The 22167-nt window shown below is 72.1% G+C and carries 18 protein-coding genes; 15 read left to right on the forward strand and 3 right to left on the reverse strand.

The genetic code is table 11. The annotated features are described in order from the left end of the window. Positions 1–153: 153 nt before the first annotated feature. The 8 genes from DDE18_RS00980 (at position 154) to DDE18_RS01015 (ending at position 9886) form a co-directional block, all read left to right on the forward strand. A complete protein-coding gene (locus DDE18_RS00980) occupies positions 154–762 on the forward strand; it encodes a TetR/AcrR family transcriptional regulator (protein WP_116570372.1) in 609 nt (202 codons plus the stop codon). Further along, positions 759–1559 carry a TIGR03084 family metal-binding protein gene (locus DDE18_RS00985; protein ID WP_245916374.1) on the forward strand — a complete coding sequence of 267 codons (801 nt, stop codon included), beginning with the start codon at positions 759–761 and terminating at the stop codon, positions 1557–1559. The genes DDE18_RS00980 and DDE18_RS00985 overlap by 4 nt, the downstream gene beginning before the upstream one ends. After that, a complete protein-coding gene (locus tag DDE18_RS00990) occupies positions 1556–3400 on the forward strand; it encodes an acyclic terpene utilization AtuA family protein (RefSeq protein ID WP_245916375.1) in 1845 nt (614 codons plus the stop codon). Before DDE18_RS00985 ends, DDE18_RS00990 begins: the two co-directional genes overlap by 4 nt. Then, entirely contained in the window at positions 3397–4554 is a 1158-nt protein-coding gene (locus tag DDE18_RS00995) for an acyl-CoA dehydrogenase family protein (protein ID WP_245916376.1), read from the forward strand. Before DDE18_RS00990 ends, DDE18_RS00995 begins: the two co-directional genes overlap by 4 nt. A 74-nt stretch (positions 4555–4628) precedes the next feature. Then, positions 4629–6191, forward strand: a complete 1563-nt coding sequence (locus tag DDE18_RS01000) for an acyl-CoA carboxylase subunit beta (RefSeq protein ID WP_211754386.1) — start codon at positions 4629–4631, stop codon at positions 6189–6191. Continuing rightward, complete coding sequence (locus tag DDE18_RS01005) at positions 6188–8302, forward strand: acetyl/propionyl/methylcrotonyl-CoA carboxylase subunit alpha (RefSeq protein ID WP_116570375.1); 2115 nt, start codon at positions 6188–6190, stop codon at positions 8300–8302. The genes DDE18_RS01000 and DDE18_RS01005 overlap by 4 nt, the downstream gene beginning before the upstream one ends. After that, positions 8299–9465 carry an acyl-CoA dehydrogenase family protein gene (locus DDE18_RS01010; protein WP_116570376.1) on the forward strand — a complete coding sequence of 389 codons (1167 nt, stop codon included), beginning with the start codon at positions 8299–8301 and terminating at the stop codon, positions 9463–9465. Before DDE18_RS01005 ends, DDE18_RS01010 begins: the two co-directional genes overlap by 4 nt. Positions 9466–9511: 46 nt before the next feature. After that, a complete protein-coding gene (locus DDE18_RS01015) occupies positions 9512–9886 on the forward strand; it encodes an MmcQ/YjbR family DNA-binding protein (RefSeq protein ID WP_211754353.1) in 375 nt (124 codons plus the stop codon). A gap of 13 nt (positions 9887–9899) precedes the next feature. On the opposite strand, the gene DDE18_RS01020 is transcribed toward DDE18_RS01015, so the two are convergent. Next, complete coding sequence (locus DDE18_RS01020) at positions 9900–10451, reverse strand: protein-L-isoaspartate O-methyltransferase family protein (protein WP_116570377.1); 552 nt, start codon at positions 10449–10451, stop codon at positions 9900–9902. 79 nt (positions 10452–10530) lie between these two features. Here DDE18_RS01020 and DDE18_RS01025 point away from each other — a divergent pair, with 79 nt between their 5' ends. The 7 genes from DDE18_RS01025 (at position 10531) to DDE18_RS01055 (ending at position 19875) form a co-directional block, all read left to right on the forward strand. Further along, positions 10531–10926 (forward strand): PLD nuclease N-terminal domain-containing protein, encoded by a 396-nt coding sequence (locus DDE18_RS01025; protein WP_245916377.1) that lies wholly within the window; start codon positions 10531–10533, stop codon positions 10924–10926. A gap of 85 nt (positions 10927–11011) precedes the next feature. Further along, positions 11012–11785 carry an enoyl-CoA hydratase-related protein gene (locus DDE18_RS01030; protein ID WP_116570378.1) on the forward strand — a complete coding sequence of 258 codons (774 nt, stop codon included), beginning with the start codon at positions 11012–11014 and terminating at the stop codon, positions 11783–11785. Between the two features lie 162 nt (positions 11786–11947). Continuing rightward, positions 11948–14119, forward strand: coding sequence for a HelD family protein (locus DDE18_RS01035; protein ID WP_116570379.1), 2172 nt, complete (start codon positions 11948–11950; stop codon positions 14117–14119). 100 nt (positions 14120–14219) lie between these two features. Further along, positions 14220–16133, forward strand: coding sequence for an anthranilate synthase family protein (locus DDE18_RS01040; RefSeq protein WP_116570380.1), 1914 nt, complete (start codon positions 14220–14222; stop codon positions 16131–16133). 84 nt (positions 16134–16217) lie between these two features. Next, the gene (locus DDE18_RS01045) at positions 16218–17951 is read left to right on the forward strand and encodes a sulfatase-like hydrolase/transferase (protein WP_165820967.1); all 1734 of its coding nucleotides are present in this window, start codon (positions 16218–16220) and stop codon (positions 17949–17951) included. Between the two features lie 59 nt (positions 17952–18010). Then, a complete protein-coding gene (locus tag DDE18_RS01050) occupies positions 18011–18571 on the forward strand; it encodes an anthranilate synthase component II (protein ID WP_116570382.1) in 561 nt (186 codons plus the stop codon). After that, positions 18568–19875 (forward strand): anthranilate synthase component I family protein, encoded by a 1308-nt coding sequence (locus DDE18_RS01055; protein ID WP_116570383.1) that lies wholly within the window; start codon positions 18568–18570, stop codon positions 19873–19875. The genes DDE18_RS01050 and DDE18_RS01055 overlap by 4 nt, the downstream gene beginning before the upstream one ends. Positions 19876–19926: 51 nt before the next feature. Here DDE18_RS01055 and DDE18_RS01060 read toward each other — a convergent pair whose 3' ends face one another. Together DDE18_RS01060 and DDE18_RS01065 are read right to left on the reverse strand one after the other, a co-directional pair. After that, positions 19927–21327, reverse strand: coding sequence for a sensor histidine kinase (locus DDE18_RS01060; RefSeq protein ID WP_116570384.1), 1401 nt, complete (start codon positions 21325–21327; stop codon positions 19927–19929). Beyond that, entirely contained in the window at positions 21327–22022 is a 696-nt protein-coding gene (locus tag DDE18_RS01065; protein WP_245916378.1) for a response regulator transcription factor, read from the reverse strand. The genes DDE18_RS01060 and DDE18_RS01065 overlap by 1 nt, the downstream gene beginning before the upstream one ends. Positions 22023–22167 lie beyond the last annotated feature (145 nt).

A 22167-nucleotide genomic window follows, 5' to 3' on the forward strand; every position in this document is an offset into this window, starting at 1 on the left:
GATCGGTGCCGAGTCGGCGCATGTGCCGAGCAGATGCGCCGACTCGACGGGGCGTGCGTGTGCAGATGCGCCGGGTCGGCGAGAGGCAGGTTCACCACAGGCAATAAACAGTCAGGCTTGACTGTTTGTTAGTGACACCCCCAGGATGGGGTGATGAGCACCACGACCCGCGTGCCGCAGGAGGAGCGCACCCGCGCCATGCGGCACCGACTCCTCGAGGCGACTGTCGAGTGCCTGGTGGAGCGGGGATTCTCGGGCACCACGACGACGGTCGTCTCCGAGCGGGCTGGAGTCTCCCGGGGCGCGCAGCTGCACCACTTCCCGACGAAGAACGCCCTCGTCGTCGCGGCGGTGAGCCATCTGACCGAGCTCCGCGGCGGGGAGCTCGGGCGCGCCGTCGCCGAGCTGCCCGACGGCGAAGGCCGGACCCGCGCGGTGGTGCGGATGCTGGGCGACCACTTCAGCTCGCCGGTCTTCGCCGCGGCGCTCGAGCTGTGGGTCGCCGCGCGCACCGACCCCGCCCTGCTCGAGGCTGTCGGGCCGCTGGAGCAGAGGGTCGGCCGCGAGACCCACCGGATGACCGTCGAGGCGCTCGGCGCCGACGAGTCGCGTCCCGGCGTGCGTGAGCTGGTGCAGGCCACCCTCGACCTGGTGCGCGGCCTCGGCCTGGCCAACACGATCTCCGACGACACGCGCCGGCGTGGGCGCATCCTCGACAGCTGGGCTGACGTGCTCGACGAGAAGCTCCAGGAGAACCGGTGAGCAACGACGTGCTCGAGCAGGTCATCGCCGACCTCGAGGCCGAGGGGCTCGCCGTCGAGGCGCTGGTCTCGCCTCTCACCGCCGCTGGCTGGCGTCGGCCGACGCCCGCCGAGGGCTGGGACATCGCCACCACCATCAGTCACCTCGCGTGGACCGACGAGGTCGCGATCCTGGCCGCCACCGACAAGGCGAAGTGGGACGAGGTCGTGATGGACGCGATCAACGACCCGGCGGGGTTCGTCGACACCGCGGCGGCCGAGGGCGCGCAGGTCGACCCCAGGCTGCTGCTCGAGCGCTGGCAGGCCTCCCGCCCGGCGCTGGCGCAGGTGCTCCGGGACTTCCCCGAGGGCGGGAAGGTGAGGTGGTTCGGCCCGCCCATGGCCCCGGCCAGCATGGCGACCGCTCGCCTCATGGAGACGTGGGCGCACGGCCTCGACATCGCCGAGGCCCTCGGCGTCCACGTCGAGCCGACCGACCGGATCCGCCACGTCGCCAGCATCGGCTTCCGCACCCGCGACTACTCGTTCGCCAACGTGGGCCTCGAGGCGCCGGCCGAGCAGTTCCGTCTCGAGCTGACCTCCCCGTCCGGCGACGTGTGGACGTTCGGCCCCGATGACGCGCCCCAGGCGGTCACCGGCTCGGCGTACGACTTCTGTGCGCTGGTCACCCAGCGCCTGCACCGCGCCGACACGGACCTGGTTGCGGTCGGTCCCGACGCGGACACGTGGCTCGACATCGCCCAGTGCTTCGCCGGCCCGGCCGGCGGCGGGCGCGAGCCCAAGCGCGGGATCGCATGACCGGGATCAGTGGTTTCGAGGCTCGCTCCGCTCGCACCTCAACCACCGAGATGGTCCGGATCGGCAACTGCTCCGGCTTCTACGGCGACCGGCTCTCCGCCATGCGCGAGCTGCTGGAGGGTGCCGGTGGTGACCAGAGACTCGACTACCTCACGGGCGACTACCTCGCCGAGCTGACGATGCTCATCCTCGGCAAGGACACCTGCAAGGACCCCGCCCTCGGCTACGCCCGCACCTTCGTGACGCAGGTCGAGCAGTGCCTCGGCCTCGCGCTCGAGAAGGGCGTGAAGATCGTCAGCAACGCCGGCGGCCTCAACCCCGCCGGCCTGGCTGCCAGGCTCCGCGAGGTCGCCGAGGCCCTCGGCCTGGACGCGAAGATCGCCCACGTCGAGGGTGACGACCTGCGCGGCAAGGTCGACACGCTCGGCCTGGCGCACCCTGACCACGGCAGCCCGCTCACCGCCAACGCCTACCTCGGTGCCTTCGGCATCGCGGCCGCGCTCGGGGCGGGCACCGACGTCGTCGTCACCGGCCGGGTCACCGACGCCTCGCTCGTCGTCGGGCCCGCGATCCATGCCTTCGGCTGGACGCCGGAGCAGTACGACGAGCTCGCCGGCGCCGTCGTCGCGGGCCACGTCATCGAGTGCGGCACCCAGGCGACGGGCGGCAACTTCAGCGGCTTCCTCACCCTTCCCGACCGGCGCAAGCCGCTCGCCTTCCCGGTGGCCGAGGTCGCCGCCGACGGCTCCTGCGTGATCACCAAGCAGGCCGGGACCGGTGGAGCGGTCACCGTCGACACCGTGACGGCACAGCTCGTCTACGAGATCCAGACGACCCGCTACCTCAACCCCGACGTCACCGTCGACCTGGCGACCGTCACCCTGGCGCAGGCGGGCGACGACCGGGTCTCGGTGACCGGCGTGCGCGGCTTCGGGCCCCCGGAAGCGCTCAAGGTCTGCCTCAACTACGTCGGGGGCTGGCGCAACAGCGTGGAGCTCGTCCTCACCGGCCTCGACATCGAGGAGAAGGCCGCCTGGATCCGGCAGCAGGTCGAGGAGTCGCTGGGTGACGACCGGCCCGCGCGTCTCGAGTGGTCCGAGACCGTGCTGCCCCGCGAGGACGCCCCGACCGAGGAGCAGGGCGCGACCCTGCTCCGGCTCAACGCCTTCGACCCGGAGCCCGACCCGGTCGGCAAGGGCCTCACCGGCCCGATCATCGAGCTGGCCCTCGCGTCCTACCCGGGCTTCGCGGTCACCCGCCCGCCGGCGCCGGGCACGCCGTACGGCATCTACACCCCGGGCTACGTCCCGCGCGACGCTGTCGAGCACACCGTCGTCCACGCCGACGGCCGTCGCGAGGTGATCGCCGACCCAGTCGTTCGTCGAGTGACGTCCGGTCTCGATACGCCCTCGCCTGGCGGCTCGGGCTACTCGACCAGCGAGGGAGCGGCGGCGTACGGCTCGACCAGCGAGGCCGCGGCGGCGTACGGCGCGACCCGCGGCGTGCCGCTCGGCACCTTCGTCTACGCCCGGTCCGGCGACAAGGGCGGCGACGCCAACCTCGGCCTATGGGTAGAGCACGAGGACGACGAGAAGTACGACGCGCGCGTCGCCTGGCTGCTCGCCACGATCACCGAGGACACCGTCCGCCGGCTCGTGCCGGAGGCTGCGGGCCTGGACATCGAGGTCTATCCCCTGCCCAACCTGGGCGGCGTCAACGTGCTGGTCCGTGGCCTGCTGGGTGCCGGCGTGGCCGCCACCTCCCGCTTCGACCCGCAGGCCAAGGGATTCGGCGAATGGCTGCGGTCCCGCACCATCCGCGTCCCGGAGGAGCTCCTGTGACGACGACGTTCACCCACGGGTGGAGCGAGGAACGGCTCGCGCTCAAGCGCTCCGCGCTCGAGTTCACCAGGCGTGAGGTCACGCCGCACCTCGAGCAGTGGGAGCGGCACGGCGAGATCCCCCGCGGCTTCCAGAAGAGGCTGGCGCACGCGGGCCTGCTCGGCGTCGGCGTCCCGGAGGAGGTGGGCGGCGAGGGCGGCACGCTCCTCGATGTCTGCGCGATGCAGGAGGGCTTCATGGAGGCCGGCTGGTCCGGCGGCCTGATGGCCGCGGCGTACACCCACGGGATCGCGATCCCGCACATCGCCCGGTTCGGCTCGAAGGAGCTGATCGACACCTACGTGCGGCCGGTGCTCTCCGGCGACATGATCGGCTCGCTCGGCGTGACCGAGCCCGGGGCCGGCTCGGACGTCGCCGGCATCACCACTCGCGCGGTCCGCGACGGTGACCACTACGTCATCAACGGCGCGAAGACGTTCATCACCTCCTCAGTGCGCGGCGACTTCGTCACCACGGCGGTGCGCACCGGCGAGGACGGCGCGCACGGCATCTCGCTGATCGTGGTCCCCCGGGGCACGCCCGGCTTCACCGTCTCCCGCCAGCTCGACAAGATGGGCTGGCTCGCGTCCGACACCGGCGAGCTCTCCTACGAGGACGTCCGCGTCCCGGTCACCAACCTGGTCGGCGAGGAGAACCACGGCTTCCACTACATCGCCCAGAGCTTCGTCTCCGAGCGGATCTGGCTGGCCCTGATGGGCTACGGCCACGCGCTGCGCTGCCTCAACCTCACCGCGCAGCACTGCAAGGACCGCGAGGCCTTCGGCAAGCCGCTCGTGGCCAACCAGGTCGTCCGCGCCAAGCTCACCGAGATGCACCGCCAGGTGGCGGTGGCGCGCAGCTACACCCTCGAGGTCGCGTCGCGGTACGACGCGGGGGAGAGCGTGGTCGCCGACGCGTGCCTGGCCAAGCAGACGGCGGTCGACACCGCCGTCTGGGTCGCCGACCAGGCCGTGCAGCTGCACGGCGGCATGGGCTACCTGCGCGAGTCCGAGGTCGAGCGCCACTACCGCGACGTCCGCCTGCTGCCGATCGGCGGTGGCGCCACCGAGGTGCTCACCGACCTGGCAGCCCGGCTCCTGGGGTACAGCACATGACCGCCGAGACGACCGGCCGCGATACGCCCGCGCCTGGCGGCTCGGGCGACTCGACCAACGAGAGGCGCCAGGCGATGCTCGACAAGATCGCCCGCATCGAGGCCGAGCAGCAGAAGGCCGTCAACGCGGGCGGTGACTACATCGAGCGCCACAGGGAGCGCGGCAAGCTCACCGCCCGCGAGCGCATCGAGCTGCTCGTCGACGAGGGCTCCGCGTTCCTCGAGCTGATGCCGCTGGCCGGCTGGGGCAGCGACTTCGCGGTCGGCGCGAGCATGGTCACCGGCATCGGCGTCGTCTCCGGCGTGGAGTGCATGATCGTCGCCAACGACCCGACGGTGAAGGGCGGAGCGCTCAACCCGATGTCGCTCCGCAAGAGCTTCCGGGCCGCGGAGATCGCGGAGAAGAACAGGCTCCCGACGATCAACCTGACCGAGTCGGGCGGCGCCGACCTGCCCACCCAGAAGGACATCTTCATCCCCGGCGGCAAGGCGTTCCGGGACCTGACGCGGTCGTCGGCGATGAAGCTGCCGACCATCTCGGTGGTGTTCGGCAACTCGACGGCCGGTGGCGCCTACGTCCCCGGCATGAGCGACTACGTGATCATGGTCAAGGAGCAGGCCAAGGTGTTCCTGGCCGGCCCGCCGCTGGTGAAGATGGCCACCGGCGAGGAGACCGACGACGAGTCGCTCGGCGGAGCCGAGATGCACTCGCGGATCTCCGGCTCCTCGGACTTCCTGGCGGTCGACGAGTACGACGCGATCCGCCTCGCCCGCCGGTGCATGGCCCGGCTCAACTGGCGGAAGAAGGGCAGCCCGCCTGCCCCGACGTACGCCGAGCCCGACCTCGACCCCGAGGGCCTGCTCGAGCTCATCCCCACCGACCTGAAGGAGCCGTTCGACCCGCGGGAGGCGATCCTGCGCATCGTCGACGGCACTTCGGGGCCGGGCCACGGTGACAACGCAGTGCCGTTCGACGAGTTCAAGCCGCTGTACGGCTCCTCGCTCTGCGTCGGCTGGGCCACGCTGCACGGCCACCCGATCGGCATCGTCGCCAACGCCCGAGGCGTGCTCATGTCGGAGGAGGCGCAGAAGGCCGCGCAGTTCATCCAGCTGGCCAACCAGAAGGACACGTCGCTGCTCTTCCTGCACAACACCACCGGCTACATGGTCGGCACGGAGTATGAGCAGGGCGGCATCATCAAGCACGGCGCGATGATGATCAACGCGGTCTCCAACTCGAAGGTCCCGCACCTCACGGTGATCATGGGCGCCTCCTATGGCGCGGGCAACTACGGCATGAACGGCCGCGCCTACGACCCCCGCTTCCTCTTCACCTGGCCGTCGGCCAGGTCCGCCGTCATGGGCCCGGCCCAGCTCGCCGGCGTCATGGAGATCGTGATGCGCGAGTCCACAGAGAAGAAGGGCAAGCCCTGGGACGCCGACGAGTTCGAGGGCGTCAAGGCCTTCGTCATGCAGATGGTCGAGGACCAGTCGCTGCCCGAGTTCCTCTCCGGCCTCGTCTACGACGACGGCGTGATCGACCCGCGTGACACCCGCACCGTCCTGGGCATCTGCCTGTCCGTCATCGACAACCAGCCGATCGAGGGCGCCATGAACTTCGGGGTGTTTCGACTGTGATCACCCGACTGCTCGTCGCCAACCGGGGCGAGATCGCGCGCCGCGTCTTCCGCACCTGCCGCGACCTCGGCATCGAGACCGTGGCGGTGCACTCCGACGCCGACGCGGGGATGCCGTTCGTCCGCGACGCCGACGTCGCGGTGCACCTGCCCGGCAGCACGCCCGCCGAGACCTACCTGCGCGGTGACCTCGTCATCGAGGCCGCCAGGAAGGCGGGCGCCGACGCCGTCCACCCCGGCTACGGCTTCCTGTCCGAGAACGCCGCCTTCGCTCAGCAGGTCATCGACGCCGGGCTGACCTGGGTCGGCCCGGACCCGTCGTCCATCGAGAAGATGGGCTCGAAGATCGAGTCCAAGAAGCTGATGGAGGCCGCCGGCGTCCCGGTGCTCCCGAGCTGGACGGGCGAGGAGCTCTCGAGCGGTGGTCGAGTAGCGAGCGCCAGCGATCTCGGAGGTCGAGTAGCGAGCGCCAGCGAGCGTATCGAGACCCGTATCGAGACCCCGCTGCTCGTCAAGGCGTCCGCCGGGGGCGGCGGCCGCGGCATGCGGATCGTCAACTCGCTCGACGCCCTGCGGGGTGAGATCGAGGCCGCGCAGTCCGAGGCTGCCTCGGCCTTCGGCGACGGCACGGTCTTCGTCGAGCCCTACATCCAGTCCGGCCGGCACATCGAGGTCCAGGTCGTCGGGCTGGGAGCAGAAGGAGGGGCCGACGGCGCGATCGTCTTCGGCGACCGCGACTGCTCGGTGCAGCGCCGCCACCAGAAGGTGATCGAGGAAGCCCCGGCGCCGGCGCTTCCCGAGGCCACGCGCAAGGCACTGCACGAGGCTGCCAAGGTGGCGGCGGACGCGATCGACTACCGCGGTGCGGGCACCGTCGAGTTCCTCTACGACGTGGCGTCGGACCGCTTCTACTTCCTGGAGATGAACACCCGGCTTCAGGTGGAGCACCCCGTCACCGAGGCCGTCTTCGGGGTCGACCTGGTGGCCCTGCAGATCGCGGTCGCCGAGGGCCGGTCGCTGGCCGGCCTCGAGGTCGGCGCCCCGAAGGGCCACTCGATCGAGGTCCGGCTCTACGCCGAGGACCCGGCCCACGGCTACCAGCCGCAGTCGGGCCGGATCACCCGCTTCGAGGTGCCCGGCGTGGTGTCGCAGTTCGCCACCACCGGCTACGGCATCCGGCTCGACTCGGGCGTCGGCGCCGGCGACGAGATCGGCACGTTCTACGACGCGATGCTCAGCAAGGTCATCGTCTGGGCTCCGACCCGCGATCAGGCGCTGCGCCAGCTCGCCGGTGCCCTGGCCAAGGCCCAGCTGCACGGGCTGAGGACCAACCGCGACCTGCTGGTGAACCTGCTGCGCGACCTGGTCGTGACCGGCGCGACCATGGACACCACGTGGCTGGACGGCTCCGACCTGAGCGCGCTCGGCGCCGTGCCCGGCGGTGAGCAGGCGGTCCCGCTCTCGGCGTTCGCCGCGGCGATCGCCCTTGCTGAGGCGGCCCGTCTCGCGCGGCCCGTCCAGACCCGGATCCCTGCGGGATGGCGCAACGTCGTCTCGCAGCCGCAGGAGACGGCTTTCCTGGTCTCGTCAAGCTCGACCAACGAACCGGAGGAGGTGGCGGTCCACTGGTACGGCGGCCGGTCGTTCCGGTCGGCCGACCGCGACGACGTCATCGTCCGGGAAGCCGGGCCGGACAGCGTGGTGCTCGAGGTGGCCGGCGTGCGGCGTACCTTCACCATTCATAGCGCCCGGGACCCGGTTTCGCAGTCAGTCGACGTGGAGTCATCGCTCGGGCACGTCGCCCTGCGCCGCAAGCCGCGCTTCGTCGACCCGGCCACCCAGGTGGCCGCGGGCTCGCTGCTCGCGCCGATGCCGGGCTCCGTCATCGCGCTCCGCGCGGCGGTCGGCGACGTGGTCGCCGAGGGCCAGCCCATCCTCGTGATGGAGGCCATGAAGATGCAGCACACCATCGCCGCGCCCTACGCCGGCACCGTGACGGAGCTGGCCGCCACCGAGGGCCAGCAGGTCGAGGCGGGCGCCGTGCTGGCCGTCGTGGTCCCGACAAGGTCGACCGACGAGCCAGCCGCCGGCGAAGAAGGAGAGGACGCATGAGCGACATGTTCACCGAGCCCGAGGAGCGTACGGCGCTGCGCGAGGCGGTCGCCAGGCTCGCCGCGTCGTACGGTCGCGAGTACATCGAGAAGCAGGTGGCCACCGGCGGCAAGACCACCGACCTGTGGCTCGACATGGGCAAGCAGGGCTACCTCGGCGTCAACATCCCCGAGGAGTACGGCGGGGGTGGCGGCGGCATGGCCGACCTGGCTGCGGTCCTCGAGGAGGCGGCGGCCGCCGGCGCGCCCCTGCTGATGATGGTGGTCTCGCCCGCCATCTGCGGCTCGATCATCACCCGCTGCGGCACGCCGAGGCAGAAGCAGAAGTGGCTGCCCGGCATCGCCGACGGCACGCTGCTGATGGCCTTCGGCATCACCGAGGCCGACGCCGGCTCCAACGCCCACCAGATCACCACCACCGCCATCCGCGACGGCGACGAGTGGGTGCTCAACGGGCAGAAGACCTTCATCTCGGGCGTCGACGAGGCGCACGCGGTGCTGATCGTCTCCCGCACCGCCGACGCCAGGACCGGCAAGCTCAAGCCGGCGCTCTTCGTGGTGCCGACCGACGCCCAGGGCTTCACCCGCACGCCGATCCCGATGGCCTGGAAGGCGCCGGAGAAGCAGTTCACCCTCTTCCTCGACGACGTCCGGCTGCCCGCCGACGCGCTCGTCGGCGACGAGGACGGCGGCCTGTGGCAGCTCTTCGCCGGCCTCAACCCGGAGCGGATCATGGGCGCGGCGCTGTCCAACGGGATGGCGCGCTACGCGCTCGGCAAGGCGGTCGACTATGCCAGGACCCGCTCGGTGTGGAAGGACCAGCCGATCGGCTCCCACCAGGGCATCGCCCACCCGCTGGCCAGGGTCAAGATCGAGCTCGAGCAGTCGCGCCTGCTCCAGCAGAAGGCGGCCGCGCTCTACGACGCCGGCGACGACTTCGGGGCGGGTGAGTACGCCAACATGGCCAAGTACGCCGGCGGCGAGATCGCCTGCAACGCGGCCGACGTCGCGGTGCACACCCACGGCGGCAACGGCCTCACCGAGGAGTACGGGCTGGCCAACCTGCTCATCGCCGCCCGCCTGGGCCGGATCGCGCCGGTGAGCCGCGAGATGATCCTCAACTTCGTCGGGATGCACACGCTCGGGCTGCCGAAGTCCTACTGAGCCATGACGTTGGCCGCGTGTCGGTGCGGCGTGCCACGATCGGCGCATGGCGAAGGCGGAGCGACCCCTGGTGCCGGAGTGGATGCTCGACCGGGTGCGGTCCTGCGTGCAGGGGCTGCCCCAGCTCCGCGAGGAGGACGCCTGGGTCGGCGTCCGCTGGCGCGTCGGCAGCGACACGGTCGCCCACGTCTTCGGGGGCGAGGACCAGCTGTTCCGCATCACCTTCCGCGGCGAGCCCGACGAGGTCGCCGCCTTCGAGCACCTCGGCGCGCCCTACTTCCGGGCCGGCTGGGGCGGCAACGTCATCGGCCTCCTGCTCGACGAGTCGACGGACTGGACCGAGCTGCACGAGCTGCTCACCGACTCCTACTGCCTCCAGGCGCCGCAGCACCTCGTCGAGGCGGTCGACCGGCCTGCCTGAGGGGCGAGCCGCGTCAGCGCAGGGGCACGAATCGGTAGGCCCCGTGCTCGGTGACGACGGCGCCGGGGTTGGTGACCCGCGTCATCCAGCCCGACACCGGGATCACCATCACGCCGTCGTCGGCGAGCTGGTCGACGAGCTCCAGCGGCAGCTCGCGGGCCTCGGCCGACACCAGGATCCGGTCGTACGGCGCGTGGTCCGGGTCGCCGAGCACACCGGGCGTGGCCTCGTCGATCCGCGCCCAGGGGCGGCCGACCGCTTGGAGGTTGGCCCGTCCGAAATCGACCAGCGCGGGCTCGATCTCGACCCCGCGCACCTGCCCGGTCGGTCCGACGAGGTGGGCCAGCAGGGCCGTCGTCCAGCCGGACCCCGACCCCACGTCCAGCACGGTCTGCCCTGGACGGACGTCGAGCAGGCGCAGCATGTCCTCGACCGTCCGGGGCTGGGAGTTGGTCTGCCCGCAGCCGATCGCCAGCGGACCGTCGTACGCGGCCCGCTCGCGGCTCTCGGGGCGCAGGAAGCCCGTCCTCGGCGTGGCCTCGAAGGCTGCCGCCACGGCGTCCATGTCCTCGAGTCAACCACGGAATCGGGACGGGTTCGGCGATCTGCCCCCGCCGCTTGGTGCGAGGGGTGAGGATGGGCGCGTGGTGAAGTTCTACCTGCTGATGTCGGTCGTGAGCCTGGTGCTCACGGTCGTCGCGATGGTGCAGATCCTCAGCACCGAGGAGAAGCACATCCGCAACCTGCCGCGCATCGCCTGGCTGCTGCTCGTCCTCTTCGTCCCGCTCGCCGGGTCGCTGGCCTGGTTCTTCGCCGGCCGACCGCCGGCCGCCGGTCGGGTGGCACGCTCGCAGGGGGCCGGGTCGCAGTTCCCGGAGTACGACCGGCCCGGCCGCGCGGCGGCCGCGAACCCGGAGAAGGACGCGGAGTTCCTCCGCCGGGTGCGGGCGCGCGCCGAGGAGCAGCGCCGCCGTTACGAGGAGCAGAAGCGCCGCGAGCAGCAGGAGCCGCCGGAGCCCGGCAGCCCGCCGGCCGTCTGAGTCACTCCCCGGGCTCCGCGCGGAGTGCACCGGTCGCCGTAACTCCGAGTTACACCCGCTGCTCGCCTGCGGCACAATGCGGCCCATGACCGACCAGAGCGCGACCGACCAACCGACCGAGCTCGTCCACCTGGCCGTCACCGACTCCATCGCCACCATCACCCTCGACTCGCCTCACAACCGCAACGCGCTCAGCCGCCAGCTCGTCACCGAGCTCCTCGAGCGACTGCGCACCGCTGCGGCCGACGACGACGTGCGGGTCGTGCTGCTCACCAGCGCCGACCCGGTCTTCTGCTCCGGAGCCGACCTCTCCGAGGCCAGCGCCGAGAGCCTCGCCGAAGGCCCCCGGGCGATGGTCGAGCTCCAGCGCCGGATCGTCACCCTGGACAAGCCCGTCGTGACCCGGCTCGCCGGCCCGGTGCGGGCCGGCGGCATCGGCATCGTCGCCGCCAGCGACATCTGCATCGCCAGCGAGGACGCCACCTTCGCCCTCACCGAGGTCAGGCTCGGCCTGGCCGCCGCGGCCATCAGCCTGACAGTGCACCACCGGATGCACCCCCGCGCCGCTGCCCTGACCACCCTCGGCGGCGAGGTCTTCGGCGGCGCTGCCGCGGCGTCGTACGGCCTGGTCACCGAGGCCGTGCCCGCCGACCGGCTCGACGCCCGCGTGGCCGAGGTGTGCGCCAGCCTGGCGAGCGGCGCGCCGCAGGGGCTGCGCGAAGCCAAGCGCATCCTCAACGCCGACCTCGTGGCGCGCATCGAGGCGTACGGCGAGGAGATGGCGGCCCTCAGCGCCCGGCTGTTCGCCTCCGACGAGGCCCGCGACGCGATGCTCGCCTTCCTCTCACGCAAGAAGTGAGGCGCCCGCTGTAACGCCGGGTTAGCCCTTGTAGGGACCATGAAATTTCATGGGGCCTACAGCTCCTAACCCGGCGTTACAGCAACCCCGGTGAGACACCGGTCAGGGGACAGTAGGCTTGATCCTCTTTGTCAATCTCCAGCTCCAGGGGGAAGCACCCGCGTGTCTGAGGATCTCGCCGCACGAGAGGCCGCCGCCGAGCAGGCCTACGTCGACACGGTCTATGCGCAGCTCGAGGCGTCCGCCGTTGCTGCCCACGAGCTCGCCCGGGAGGGCCACGCCCGCGGCCGGCTGGGCCACGAGGGCGGGCTGGTCGAGCGCGACGCCATGGTGTTCCAGGCGGCCAGGCGCATCGCCCAGCTCGACGCCGCCCACGAGGGGCTGGTCTTCGGGCGCCTCGACCTGCGCGAGGAGATCGACGCGGAGCCGCGCTACATCGGCCGGATCGGCCTGCGCGACGCCAATCGCGACACCCTGCTGATCGACTGGCGCGCCCCGGCCGCCGCGGTGTTCTACCAGGCGACGGCCGCCGAGCCGCGGGGCGTGGTCCGCCGCCGGGTGCTCCGCTCCCACCACCGGACCGTGGTCGGCGTCGAGGACGAGCTGCTCGACGACTCGGTCGAGACCGACCTCCCGATCGTGGGCGAGGGCGCCCTGATGGCCCAGCTCTCCCGGGCCCGCGACCGCTCGATGCACTCGATCGTCGCCACCATCCAGGCCGAGCAGGACAAGGCGATTCGCGCGCCCGGCAAGGGCGTCGTGTCGATCTCCGGCGGCCCCGGCACCGGCAAGACCGTCGTGGCGCTGCACCGCGCCGCCTTCCTGCTCTACTCCGACCGCCGCCGCTACGAGACGGGCGGCGTGCTCGTCGTCGGCCCCAGCGGCGTCTTCATGCGCTACATCGAGCGTGTGCTCCCGAGCCTCGGCGAGACCGCCGTCGCGCTCCGCTCCCTCGGCGAGGTCGTCGACGGGGTGCGCGCCGTCCGCCACGACGAGCCGGCGGTCGCCGATCTCAAGGGTGCTGCGCGGATGGCCGAGCTGATGCGTCGTACGGCGCGGCAGCAGGCGCCCGGGTCGCCGACCGAATTCTCCGTCTTCTGGCGCGACGACCGCATCGTCCTCGACCGCCAGGTGCTCGGCCGGCTGCGGCGCCAGCTGATGTCCCAGGGCCTGCGCAACCGCCAGCTGCCGCGGGTCTCCCGCACGCTGCTCGACGCGATGTGGCGCCAGGTGCGCGGCGAGCGGGGCCGCGAGGCCGGCCGCGAGCGCTTTGACGACGACATGCTCTCGCGCCAGGACTTCGTGGACTTCGCGCTGGCGTGGTGGCCCCCGCTCGCTGCGCCGACGGTGCTCGGCTGGCTGCGCGACCCGGAGTTCCTGACCCGCGTCGCCGAGGGCGTGCTGACCCCGGAGGAGCAGCGGTTGCTCACCAAGTCGTGGGCCGATCCGACGCTGTCGGTGGAGGACGTGCCGCTGCTCGACGAGCTGCGCTACGCGCTGGGCGACATCCCGCAGCACAGCAGCGACGACGAGGAGGACCACGCGCTCCTCGAGGGCGGGATCGACCTGCAGGAGCTGACGACGGCCGCCGACCGCGAATATGCGCCGTCCGGCCGGGCCTGGCAGCCGCCAACCCACCGGATCGAGGACGACGGCTTCGCCCACGTGCTCATCGACGAGGCGCAGGACCTCACGCCGATGCAGTGGCGGATGGTCGGCCGGCGCGGCCGGACCGCCAGCTGGACGATCGTCGGCGACCCTGCGCAGTCGTCGTGGCCGGTGCCCGCCGAGTCGGCGGCCGCCCGGGCAGAGGCGCTGGAGGGCAAGGAGCAGCACGAGTTCCACCTCTCCACCAACTACCGCAACTCCGCGGAGATCTACTCCTACGCCGCCGCCTACGCCGAGCGGGTCGGCCTCGACGCCGACCTGCCCGACGCCGTGCGCCGGACGGGCGAGGAGCCGAAGGAGGTGGACTCCGGCGCCGACCTCGAGGGCGCCACCCGCGCGGCGGTGGACGAGATCGCCTCGCGCGTGCAGGGCACGATCGGGATCGTCGTGCCCGTCGCCCGGCGCAGCGAGGTCAACGCGTGGCTCGCGTCGTGGCCCGAGCGGGCCGAGGACGCCGCCGGGGCGCGAGCGGCCGTCGACTCCAGCCAGCCGCCGAGCGGGGAGGACCGTGTCGTGGTGCTCACGGGGCTCGACACCAAGGGCCTGGAGTTCGACGGCATCGTGGTCGTCCGTCCCGAGGAGATCGAGGCCGAGTCGGCCACCGGCCGCGCCTCGCTCTACGTCGTACTCACGCGCGCGACGCAGCTGCTCACGACCGTGGGCTGAGCCGGATCGGGATCCGCCATCCCGATCCGAACCCATGAGTGCGGATCTGCATGACGGACCGCGGGGTCGGCGAACGCCGCGCCGCCGTAGGGTTTCGGCCATGAGTCCCACGGTCACCGACGCCCAGGAGGTCCGAGCGCTGCTCGACGACGTCCGGGGGCTGGAGGCGTGGGCGATCATCCGGCGCAAGGCCGCACCCACCGCCGGCATCGTGGGCGGGCGGCGCAGCGTCGTGGACTCGCTCACGGACATCCCCCTCGAGGACGGCGTCCCCGAGGACGGCCGCACGGCCGACCGGCTCGTCGCGGTGCCCTTCCGCCAGGTGCGCGAGCGGGGCTTCGAGGCGATCGACGACGGCACGCCCCTCGTGGTGGTCGATCTCGACGCCGAGCACGAGGTGGACGTCGACGCGCTGCTCGCGGCGCTGCCGGACGAGCCCATCGAGTTCACGGACCGCGGCGGCTTCGTCGTCGACGACGCGGCGTACGAGGACATCGTCGAGGCGATCATCCGCGACGAGATCGGCCAGGGCGAGGGCGCCAACCTCGTCATCGGCCGTCACTACCGCGCCGTCGTCGCGGACTGGAGCGCGGAGAAGGCGCTCACCGTCTTCCGCCGGCTGCTCGAGCGCGAGCGCGGCGCCTACTGGACTTATCTCTTCTTCACCGGGGACCGGTTCCTGATTGGCGCGAGCCCCGAGCGGCACGTGTCGGTGAAGGGCGGCGACGTGCGGATGAACCCGATCTCCGGCACCTTCCGGGTCAGGCCGGGCGAGGGGGCGGAGGGCGACCTCAAGGACCGGCTCCTCGACTTCCTCGCCGACGAGAAGGAGATCTACGAGCTCTTCATGGTCGTCGACGAAGAGCTCAAGATGATGTGCGACATCTGCCACGAGGGCGGCCAGGTGCTGGGCCCGTTCCTCAAGCCGATGACCCACCTGGTGCACACCGAGTACCTGCTGGCCGGCCGAAGCGAGCGCGACCCGCGCGAGATCCTGCGCGACACGATGTACGCCGCCACGGTCACCGGGGCGCCCGTCGAGAACGCCTGCCGCCTGATCTCCCACTACGAGACCGAGGGCCGGGGCTACTACGCCGCCGCGCTGGCGCTCTTCGGCCGCGACGCCGAGGGCCGGCACACCATGGACTCGCCGATCCTGATCCGCACCGCCGACGTCTCGCCGGCCGGCGAGCTCAAGGTGACGGCCGGCGCCACCCTGGTGCGCGACTCCGACCCCGCCTACGAGGTCGCCGAGACCCGCGCCAAGGCGGGCGGCATCCTCAGCGCCTTCGGCCTGGTGCCCGCCGCGCCGTCGGACGGCAGCGACGTCGCCGCACTCGCGCGCGACGAGGACGTGCTGCTCGCGCTCGGCTCGCGCAACCAGCGGCTGAGCCGATTCTGGCTGACCGACCAGGAGGGCTCGCTCGTCGACCCGGCGCTGGCGGGCAAGAAGGTGGTGATCCTCCACGGCGAGGACGACTTCGTGAACATGCTCCGCCACGTCTTCGGGGTCTTCGGCATGACGTCGACCGTGGTCCGCCACGAGGACTACGCGACCGGCGCCTTCGACGGGCACGACCTCGTGGTCGTCGGGCCGGGCCCGGGCGACCCGCGCGACGGCGACCACCCCAAGGTCGCGTCGTTCCGCAAGGCCGTCGACGACCTCCTGGCCAGCGGCCAGCCGTTCCTGGCCGTCTGCCTGGGGCACCAGACCCTGTGCGAGCGCCTCGGCATCCCGCTGGCCTTCAAGGACATCGTCTTCCAGGGCACGCAGTCGGCGATCCCCTTCCAGGGCCGCACCGAGCGGGTGGGCTTCTACAACACCTTCGTCGGCCGGGTGACCGGCGACGACCAGCTCCCCGAGGGCGTGACCGTCGACCGCGACTCCGACTCGGGCGACATCCACGCGCTCACCGGGCCGCACTACCGCGGCATCCAGTTCCACGCGGAGTCGATCCTCACCGAGGACGGCCGCGACCTCCTGCACGACCTGGTCTGCTCATTGTTGACCTAAATGGTTGACTTTGGCGTGGCGCGCAACCGAACGGGTCCCGCGTGCGTCATCATGAGTGGCTTGCCAGTTGGACGGGGGATCGAGTTGTCACGAGTACGTCGAGGGGTCGCGGCGGCCTGCCTGCTGCTGCTCACTGCCTGCACCGCGGCAGAGGGCACGCCGAGCGGCCGCGCGCAGGTCCAGCGAGCCCAGGCCCAGCCAGTACAGGGCGGTGACGCCGTCGCAGTGAGTGCGGTGAAGCCGAGGTCCGCACCCCGCGCGGCAGACCGGCCCAACATGGTGCTCGTCCTGATGGACGACTTCTCGATGGACCTGGTCCAGACGATGCGCACGGCCCGGGTGCTGCGGAGGAAGGGCGCCTGGTGGGACCGCGCGTTCTCGGTCGACTCGCTGTGCTGCGTCTCGCGCTCGAGCCTGCTGACCGGGCAGTACCCCCACCAGACCGGCGTGCGCACCAACACCTCGGGTGACCGCGACGCCGCGCCGCTGGGCGGGTTCCCCGCCTTCCACGAGCACGGCAACGAGGCCAGGTCGTTCGCGGTCGCCCTCCAGCGGGCCGGCTACACGACCGGCTTCGTCGGCAAGTACCTCAACGAGTACGAGTGGCTCGCCGGCCGCGCCCTGCCGCCGGTCCAGCCCGGGTGGTCGGTCTTCAACGTGGTCTTCGGGTCCGCCTACGACGGCTGGGACTTCGATAGCACCTACCTCGAGGGCGGCCAGCTGAAGGTGCGCCACCACCCCGCGCCCGCCGCCTCGGCGTCCGCGGAGGAGAAGGACAACGCGTCCGCGGCCAGTGTGATCGAGCGGCTGTCGCTCGACTTCATCCGCGCGCAGGCGGGCGCGGCCGCGCCGTACTTCCTGGAGGTCGCGGTCTACGCGCCGCACAACCGCACCCAGCCGAAGGGCTACTACGACGGCGACCCGGTCTTCCCCCCGCTCTTCCGTGACCGGGCGGGCGCGGACGGGCCGGGCAACTGCGGGCGGGTGCCGTGCCGGTCGCTGACCACGGGCGACCTGCCGGGCTTCGGCGACGACCCGCGGGACAACCGCCCGGTGACCCGCCGCGGCGAGCCCGCGCGGGCTTGGAACACCGTGCCCGGCAGCCTGCCCTCCAGTGCCGCCATCCACGACCTGCGCGACCGCGCGCGGATGGCGCAGTCGATCGACCGCACCGTGCGTCGCATCCTGCGCGTGGTCGACGACAACACCTACGTCGTGCTGACCTCCGACAACGGCTTCCACCTCGGCCAGCTCGGCCTCGGCCGCGGCAAGGGCACGGCCTACGGCACCGACAGCCGCGTCCCGCTCTACGTCGTGGGGCCGGGCGTCTCGCCTGGCCGCCGGGCGGAGGTCACCACCAACATCGACCTCGCGCCGACCTTCGAGGAGATCGCCGGCCTCGCGCCCGCCCCCTACCGGTCGGGGGTGTCGCTGCTGCCGACGTTCGCCGACCGTAGCCTGGTCCGCCAGCGCTACGCGTTCCTCGAGCACACCGGGCAGGCGCTGGTGAAGGGTGACCCGGACGCCGCGTTCACCGGCGACGAGCTCGACCGCGTCCCGTCGTACGTCGCGGTGCGCAGCCGGGACGCGCTGCTGGTGCGCTACGACCTCGACCCTGCGGCGGACCGTGAGCAGTGGGCATACGAGTTCTACCGCTACACCAGGCGGCTCTCCTGGGAGCGCACCAACACCTTCGCCAGGAAGGCGCACCGGCCGAAGGTCAGGGAGCTGCTCGGCAAGCTGGAGCAGTGGGACGCCTGCGCCGGCGCGGCCGGCGACCAGCCCGTTGGCCCCGCCTGCCGCGGCCTGACGTCCTGAGGGCTGGACCACCGGACGCGTCCGCCCACCCGGCCTCGGCCAGGGGCTAGCCTCACTGCGTGCACCGGGACGTGATCGTGGTCGACCACCACGACTCCTACACCTGGAACCTCGTGCACCTCGTCGCCGGCGTCACGGGCAGCATGCCCCGGGTCGTGCAGCACGACGAGGTCTCCGCCGAGGAGGTCCTCGCGCACGAGGCCGTCGTCCTCTCGCCCGGCCCCGGCCACCCGGCCGACCCGCGCGACTTCGCCGTCGGTCGCGACGTGCTGCTCGCCGGCACCCGCCCCGTGCTCGGCGTCTGCCTCGGCATGCAGGGCCTGGTCACGGCGTACGGCGGCACGGTCGACCGGGTCCGCCCGGCCCACGGCGAGGTCGCCACCATCCGGCACGACGGCGCCGGCGTCTTCGCGGGGCTGCCGGAGCGCTTCGACGTCGTCCGCTACCACTCGCTCGCCGCGCTGGAGCTGCCCGAGTTGCTGGTCGCGACGTCGTGGAGCGACGACGGCGTGGTGATGGGCGTGCGTCACTGCTCGCTGCCGCTGGAGGGCGTGCAGTTCCATCCCGAGTCGGTGCTCTCGGAGCACGGCGCTGCGCTGGTCAGGAACTTCCTGTCATGACCGACCCCGTCTCCTTCTTCCGTGACGTCGCCGCCCGCCACCGCCGCTGCTTCTGGCTCGACGGCGGTGGCGCCCGCGAGTGGTCCGGCCGCCGGTCGCTCATCGGCTGGCTCGACGACGACGCGGTCTCCCTGTCGTACGACGCCGCGCGCGGCGAGGTCGTCCGCCACGCCGCCGGCTTGTCGACCGTCGTCGGCGACGACCCGTTCCTGGCCCTCGAGGACGAGATGGGGCCTGGGGAACAGTGGTTCGGCTACTTCGGCTACGCCGCCCGCCCCGACCTGCCCGCCCGCCCCGACGGCGTGCTCCCCGACGCGGTGTGGATGCGGGCGTCCCACGTCCGCCTCTTCGACCATCCGGTGAGCGCCGCGGCGGCCTTGGGGACCGCGCCGGAGGAGGGCGCCTCCGCGCCGTGGATGGGACTGGCCCCCTCCGCGAGGGACGAGCGGAGGGGGGTTGGCGCGGAGGGGCCCTCCGCAGGCGCGGGACCCCTCGACTACGCCGAGGCGTTCGCGCGCGTGCAGGAGCACCTCCACGCCGGCAACTCCTACGAGGTCAACCTGACCTACCGCGTGGCGGCCGAGGGCGGCGACCCGGTGGCGACGTACCTCCGGCTCCGCGAGCTCAACCCCGCGCCGTACGCCGGGTTCCTCCAGCACGACGTCGACGGCGCGCGCGCGTGGCTGCTCTCGAGCAGCCCGGAGCGCTACGCGGTGGTGACGACCGACGGCGTGCTGGAGACCAAGCCGATCAAGGGGACGACGCCGCGCGGCGCGACGGCCGAGGAGGACGCGGCGCTGCGCGACCGGCTGGCCGGCGACCCCAAGTGCCGCGCCGAGAACCTGATGATCGTCGACCTGCTGCGCAACGACCTGTCGATGGTCTGCAGGCCCGGCAGCGTCGAGGTGCCGGTGCTGATGGACGTGGAGTCCTACGAGACGGTGCACCAGCTGGTCTCGACGGTGCGTGGGCGGCTGCGTCCCGGCGTGACCACGGTGGGCGCGCTGCGGGCCCTCTTCCCGGCCGGCTCGATGACGGGCGCACCCAAGCTGCGCACGATGCAGATCGTCGACGAGGTGGAGTCGACGCCGAGGGGCGTGTACGCCGGGGCGTTCGGCTGGATCAGCGGTGACGGCGCGGCAGACCTGGGCGTGGTGATCAGGTCGCTGACGACGGCGGGCGACGGCGTGTGGCGGCTCGGCACGGGAGGCGGGATCACCGTGCTCTCCGACCTCGGCGAGGAGTGGGCGGAGTCGCGCTGGAAGGCGGAGCGGCTGCTCAGCGCCCTTGTAACGCCGGGTTAGTGCTTGTCCTACCCATGACATTTCATAGGCACTACAGCGCCTGACCCGGCGTTACAGCGCGCGGTGGGCCGGCAGCGCGACCCAGAAGGTGGATCCGGCGCCGGGCTGTGACTCCACGCCCACCGACCCGCCGTGCTGCTCCACGACCTGCCGGACGATGGCGAGCCCGAGCCCGGAGCCGGGCATCGAGCGTGACTCCTCCGACCGCCAGAAGCGCTCCCACACGTGCGGCAGGTCCTTGGCCGCGATGCCGGGGCCCTGGTCGGTCACGCTGAGCCTGCCGCCACCGAGTCGCACGGTGACGGTGTCGCCCGGGGGGCTCCACTTCGCGGCGTTGTCGAGCAGGTTGGTCACCGCCCGCTCGAGCGCGGTGGCGTCGCCCCACACCGGCCAGGCAGCCAGCTGCACGTCGAAGGTCAGGCCCGGCGCCCGGCGGCGTACGCGCGCCAGCGCCCGCTCGACCACCTCCGCCATCTCGACCGACTCCACCGTGCCGCTCGACGGCTCGTCGCGGGCGAGGGTGACCAGGTCGCCGACGAGGGTGGTGAGCTCGGCGATCTGGGCACGCACGTCGTCGAGCAGCTCCCGCCGCGCCTCGGGCGAGAGGCCGTGAGCGCCGTCCTTGGCCGAGTCGTCGGCCTGGGCGAGCAGGTCGAGGTTGGTGCGCAGCGAGGTCAGCGGCGTGCGCAGCTCGTGGCCCGCGTCGGCGACGAGCTGCTTCTGCCGGTCACGCGAGGCGGCGAGCGCCAGCAGCATCTGGTTGAAGGCGATGGACAGGCGCGCGATCTCGTCGTCGCCCTCGACGGCCAGCGGGGCGAGGTCCTCGGTGACGGCGATGTGCTCGACGGCCCCGGTCAGCCGGCGCACCGGACGCAGGCCGTTGCTGGCGACGCCCCAGCCGGCCAGGGCGGCGGCCAGGATGCCGAGGCCGCCGAAGGTCAGCATCACGCCACCGAGCTTGCGCAGCGTCTTGTCCTGTGACTCGAGCGGCTGGGCCAGGACCAATGCCTGGTTGGGCCCCGCCTGCACCGTGGCAACGCGGTAGCGCACGCCGCCCTCGGCGACGATCGTGCGCACCGACTGCGACCGGTGGCCTGCGGCCACCTCGCCCTCGGGCAGGCCGAGCTTGAGCTCCGGCCCGTCGTCCGCGGAGATGACGTCGGGGATCGGGCCAGTGAGGTCCACGTAGGCGATCCGGACATCGGCCGCGCCGAGCATCCACGAGGGCGCCTTGTTCCGCGTCAGCTCTGACAACGCAGTCGACTGGGCCGCCTTGTCCGCCCGGTTGAGCAGCGACTCGTCGAGCGCGCCCTGCAGCTGCATCCGCACCATGATGAAGGCGCCGAGCGCCATCGCGGCGATGGAGGCGCCGACTGCGATGGTGGTGAGCACGGCGACCCGCGAGGCCAGCGAGCGCCGGTAGTGCCAGCGCCGGTCCTCCCACCCGGGCATCACGCTTCCTTCAGCACGTAGCCGACGCCGCGCACCGTGTGGATGAGCCGGGGCTCCCCCTCGGCCTCCGTCTTGCGGCGCAGGTAGCCGACGTAGACCTCGAGCGAGTTGGCGGTCGTGGGGAAGTCATAGCCCCACACCTCCTCGAGGATGAACGACCGCTCCAGCACCCGCCGCGGCCGCCGCAGGAACATCTCGAGCAGGGTGAACTCCGTGCGGGTCAGCTCGATCGGTCGCTCGCCGCGGCGTACCTCCCGGGATGCCACCTCCATGGTGAGGTCGGCGAAGGACAGCACCTCGTCGGCTTCGCCGTCGGCAGGTACGACGCGGCGCAGGAGCGCGCGCAGCCGCGCCAGCAGCTCGGCCAGCGCGAAGGGCTTGGTCAGGTAGTCATCTGCTCCCGCGTCGAGACCTTCGACGCGGTCGCCGACCGCGTCTCGGGCCGTCAGCACCAGGATCGGCACGTCGTTGCCGGCGGCGCGGAGCGCGCGCGTGGTCTCCAGCCCGTCGAGCCGGGGCATCATCACGTCCATCACGACGACGTCCGGCTGGGTCGAGCCCGCGGCGACCAGCGCCTCGGCCCCGTCGGCGGCCAGCGCGACGTCGTAGCCGTTGAACTCGAGCGAGCGGCGCAGCGACTCGCGCACGGCCTTGTCGTCGTCCACGACGAGGACCCGGGGCTTGCTGGTGGGCACGGGGCAACTCTGCCATCCACGCCTGAGCACGCACTGAGAGCGCGGGACCTGTGCGCCGGGTCTCCACGGCATCGTCCGGCTGGTCGAGCGAAGTCGTTCGGCTGGTCGAGCGAAGTCGTTCGGCTGGTCGAGCGAAGTCGAGACC

The organism is Nocardioides gansuensis (assembly GCF_003076135.1).
Taxonomy (GTDB): Bacteria; Actinomycetota; Actinomycetes; order Propionibacteriales; family Nocardioidaceae; genus Nocardioides; species Nocardioides gansuensis.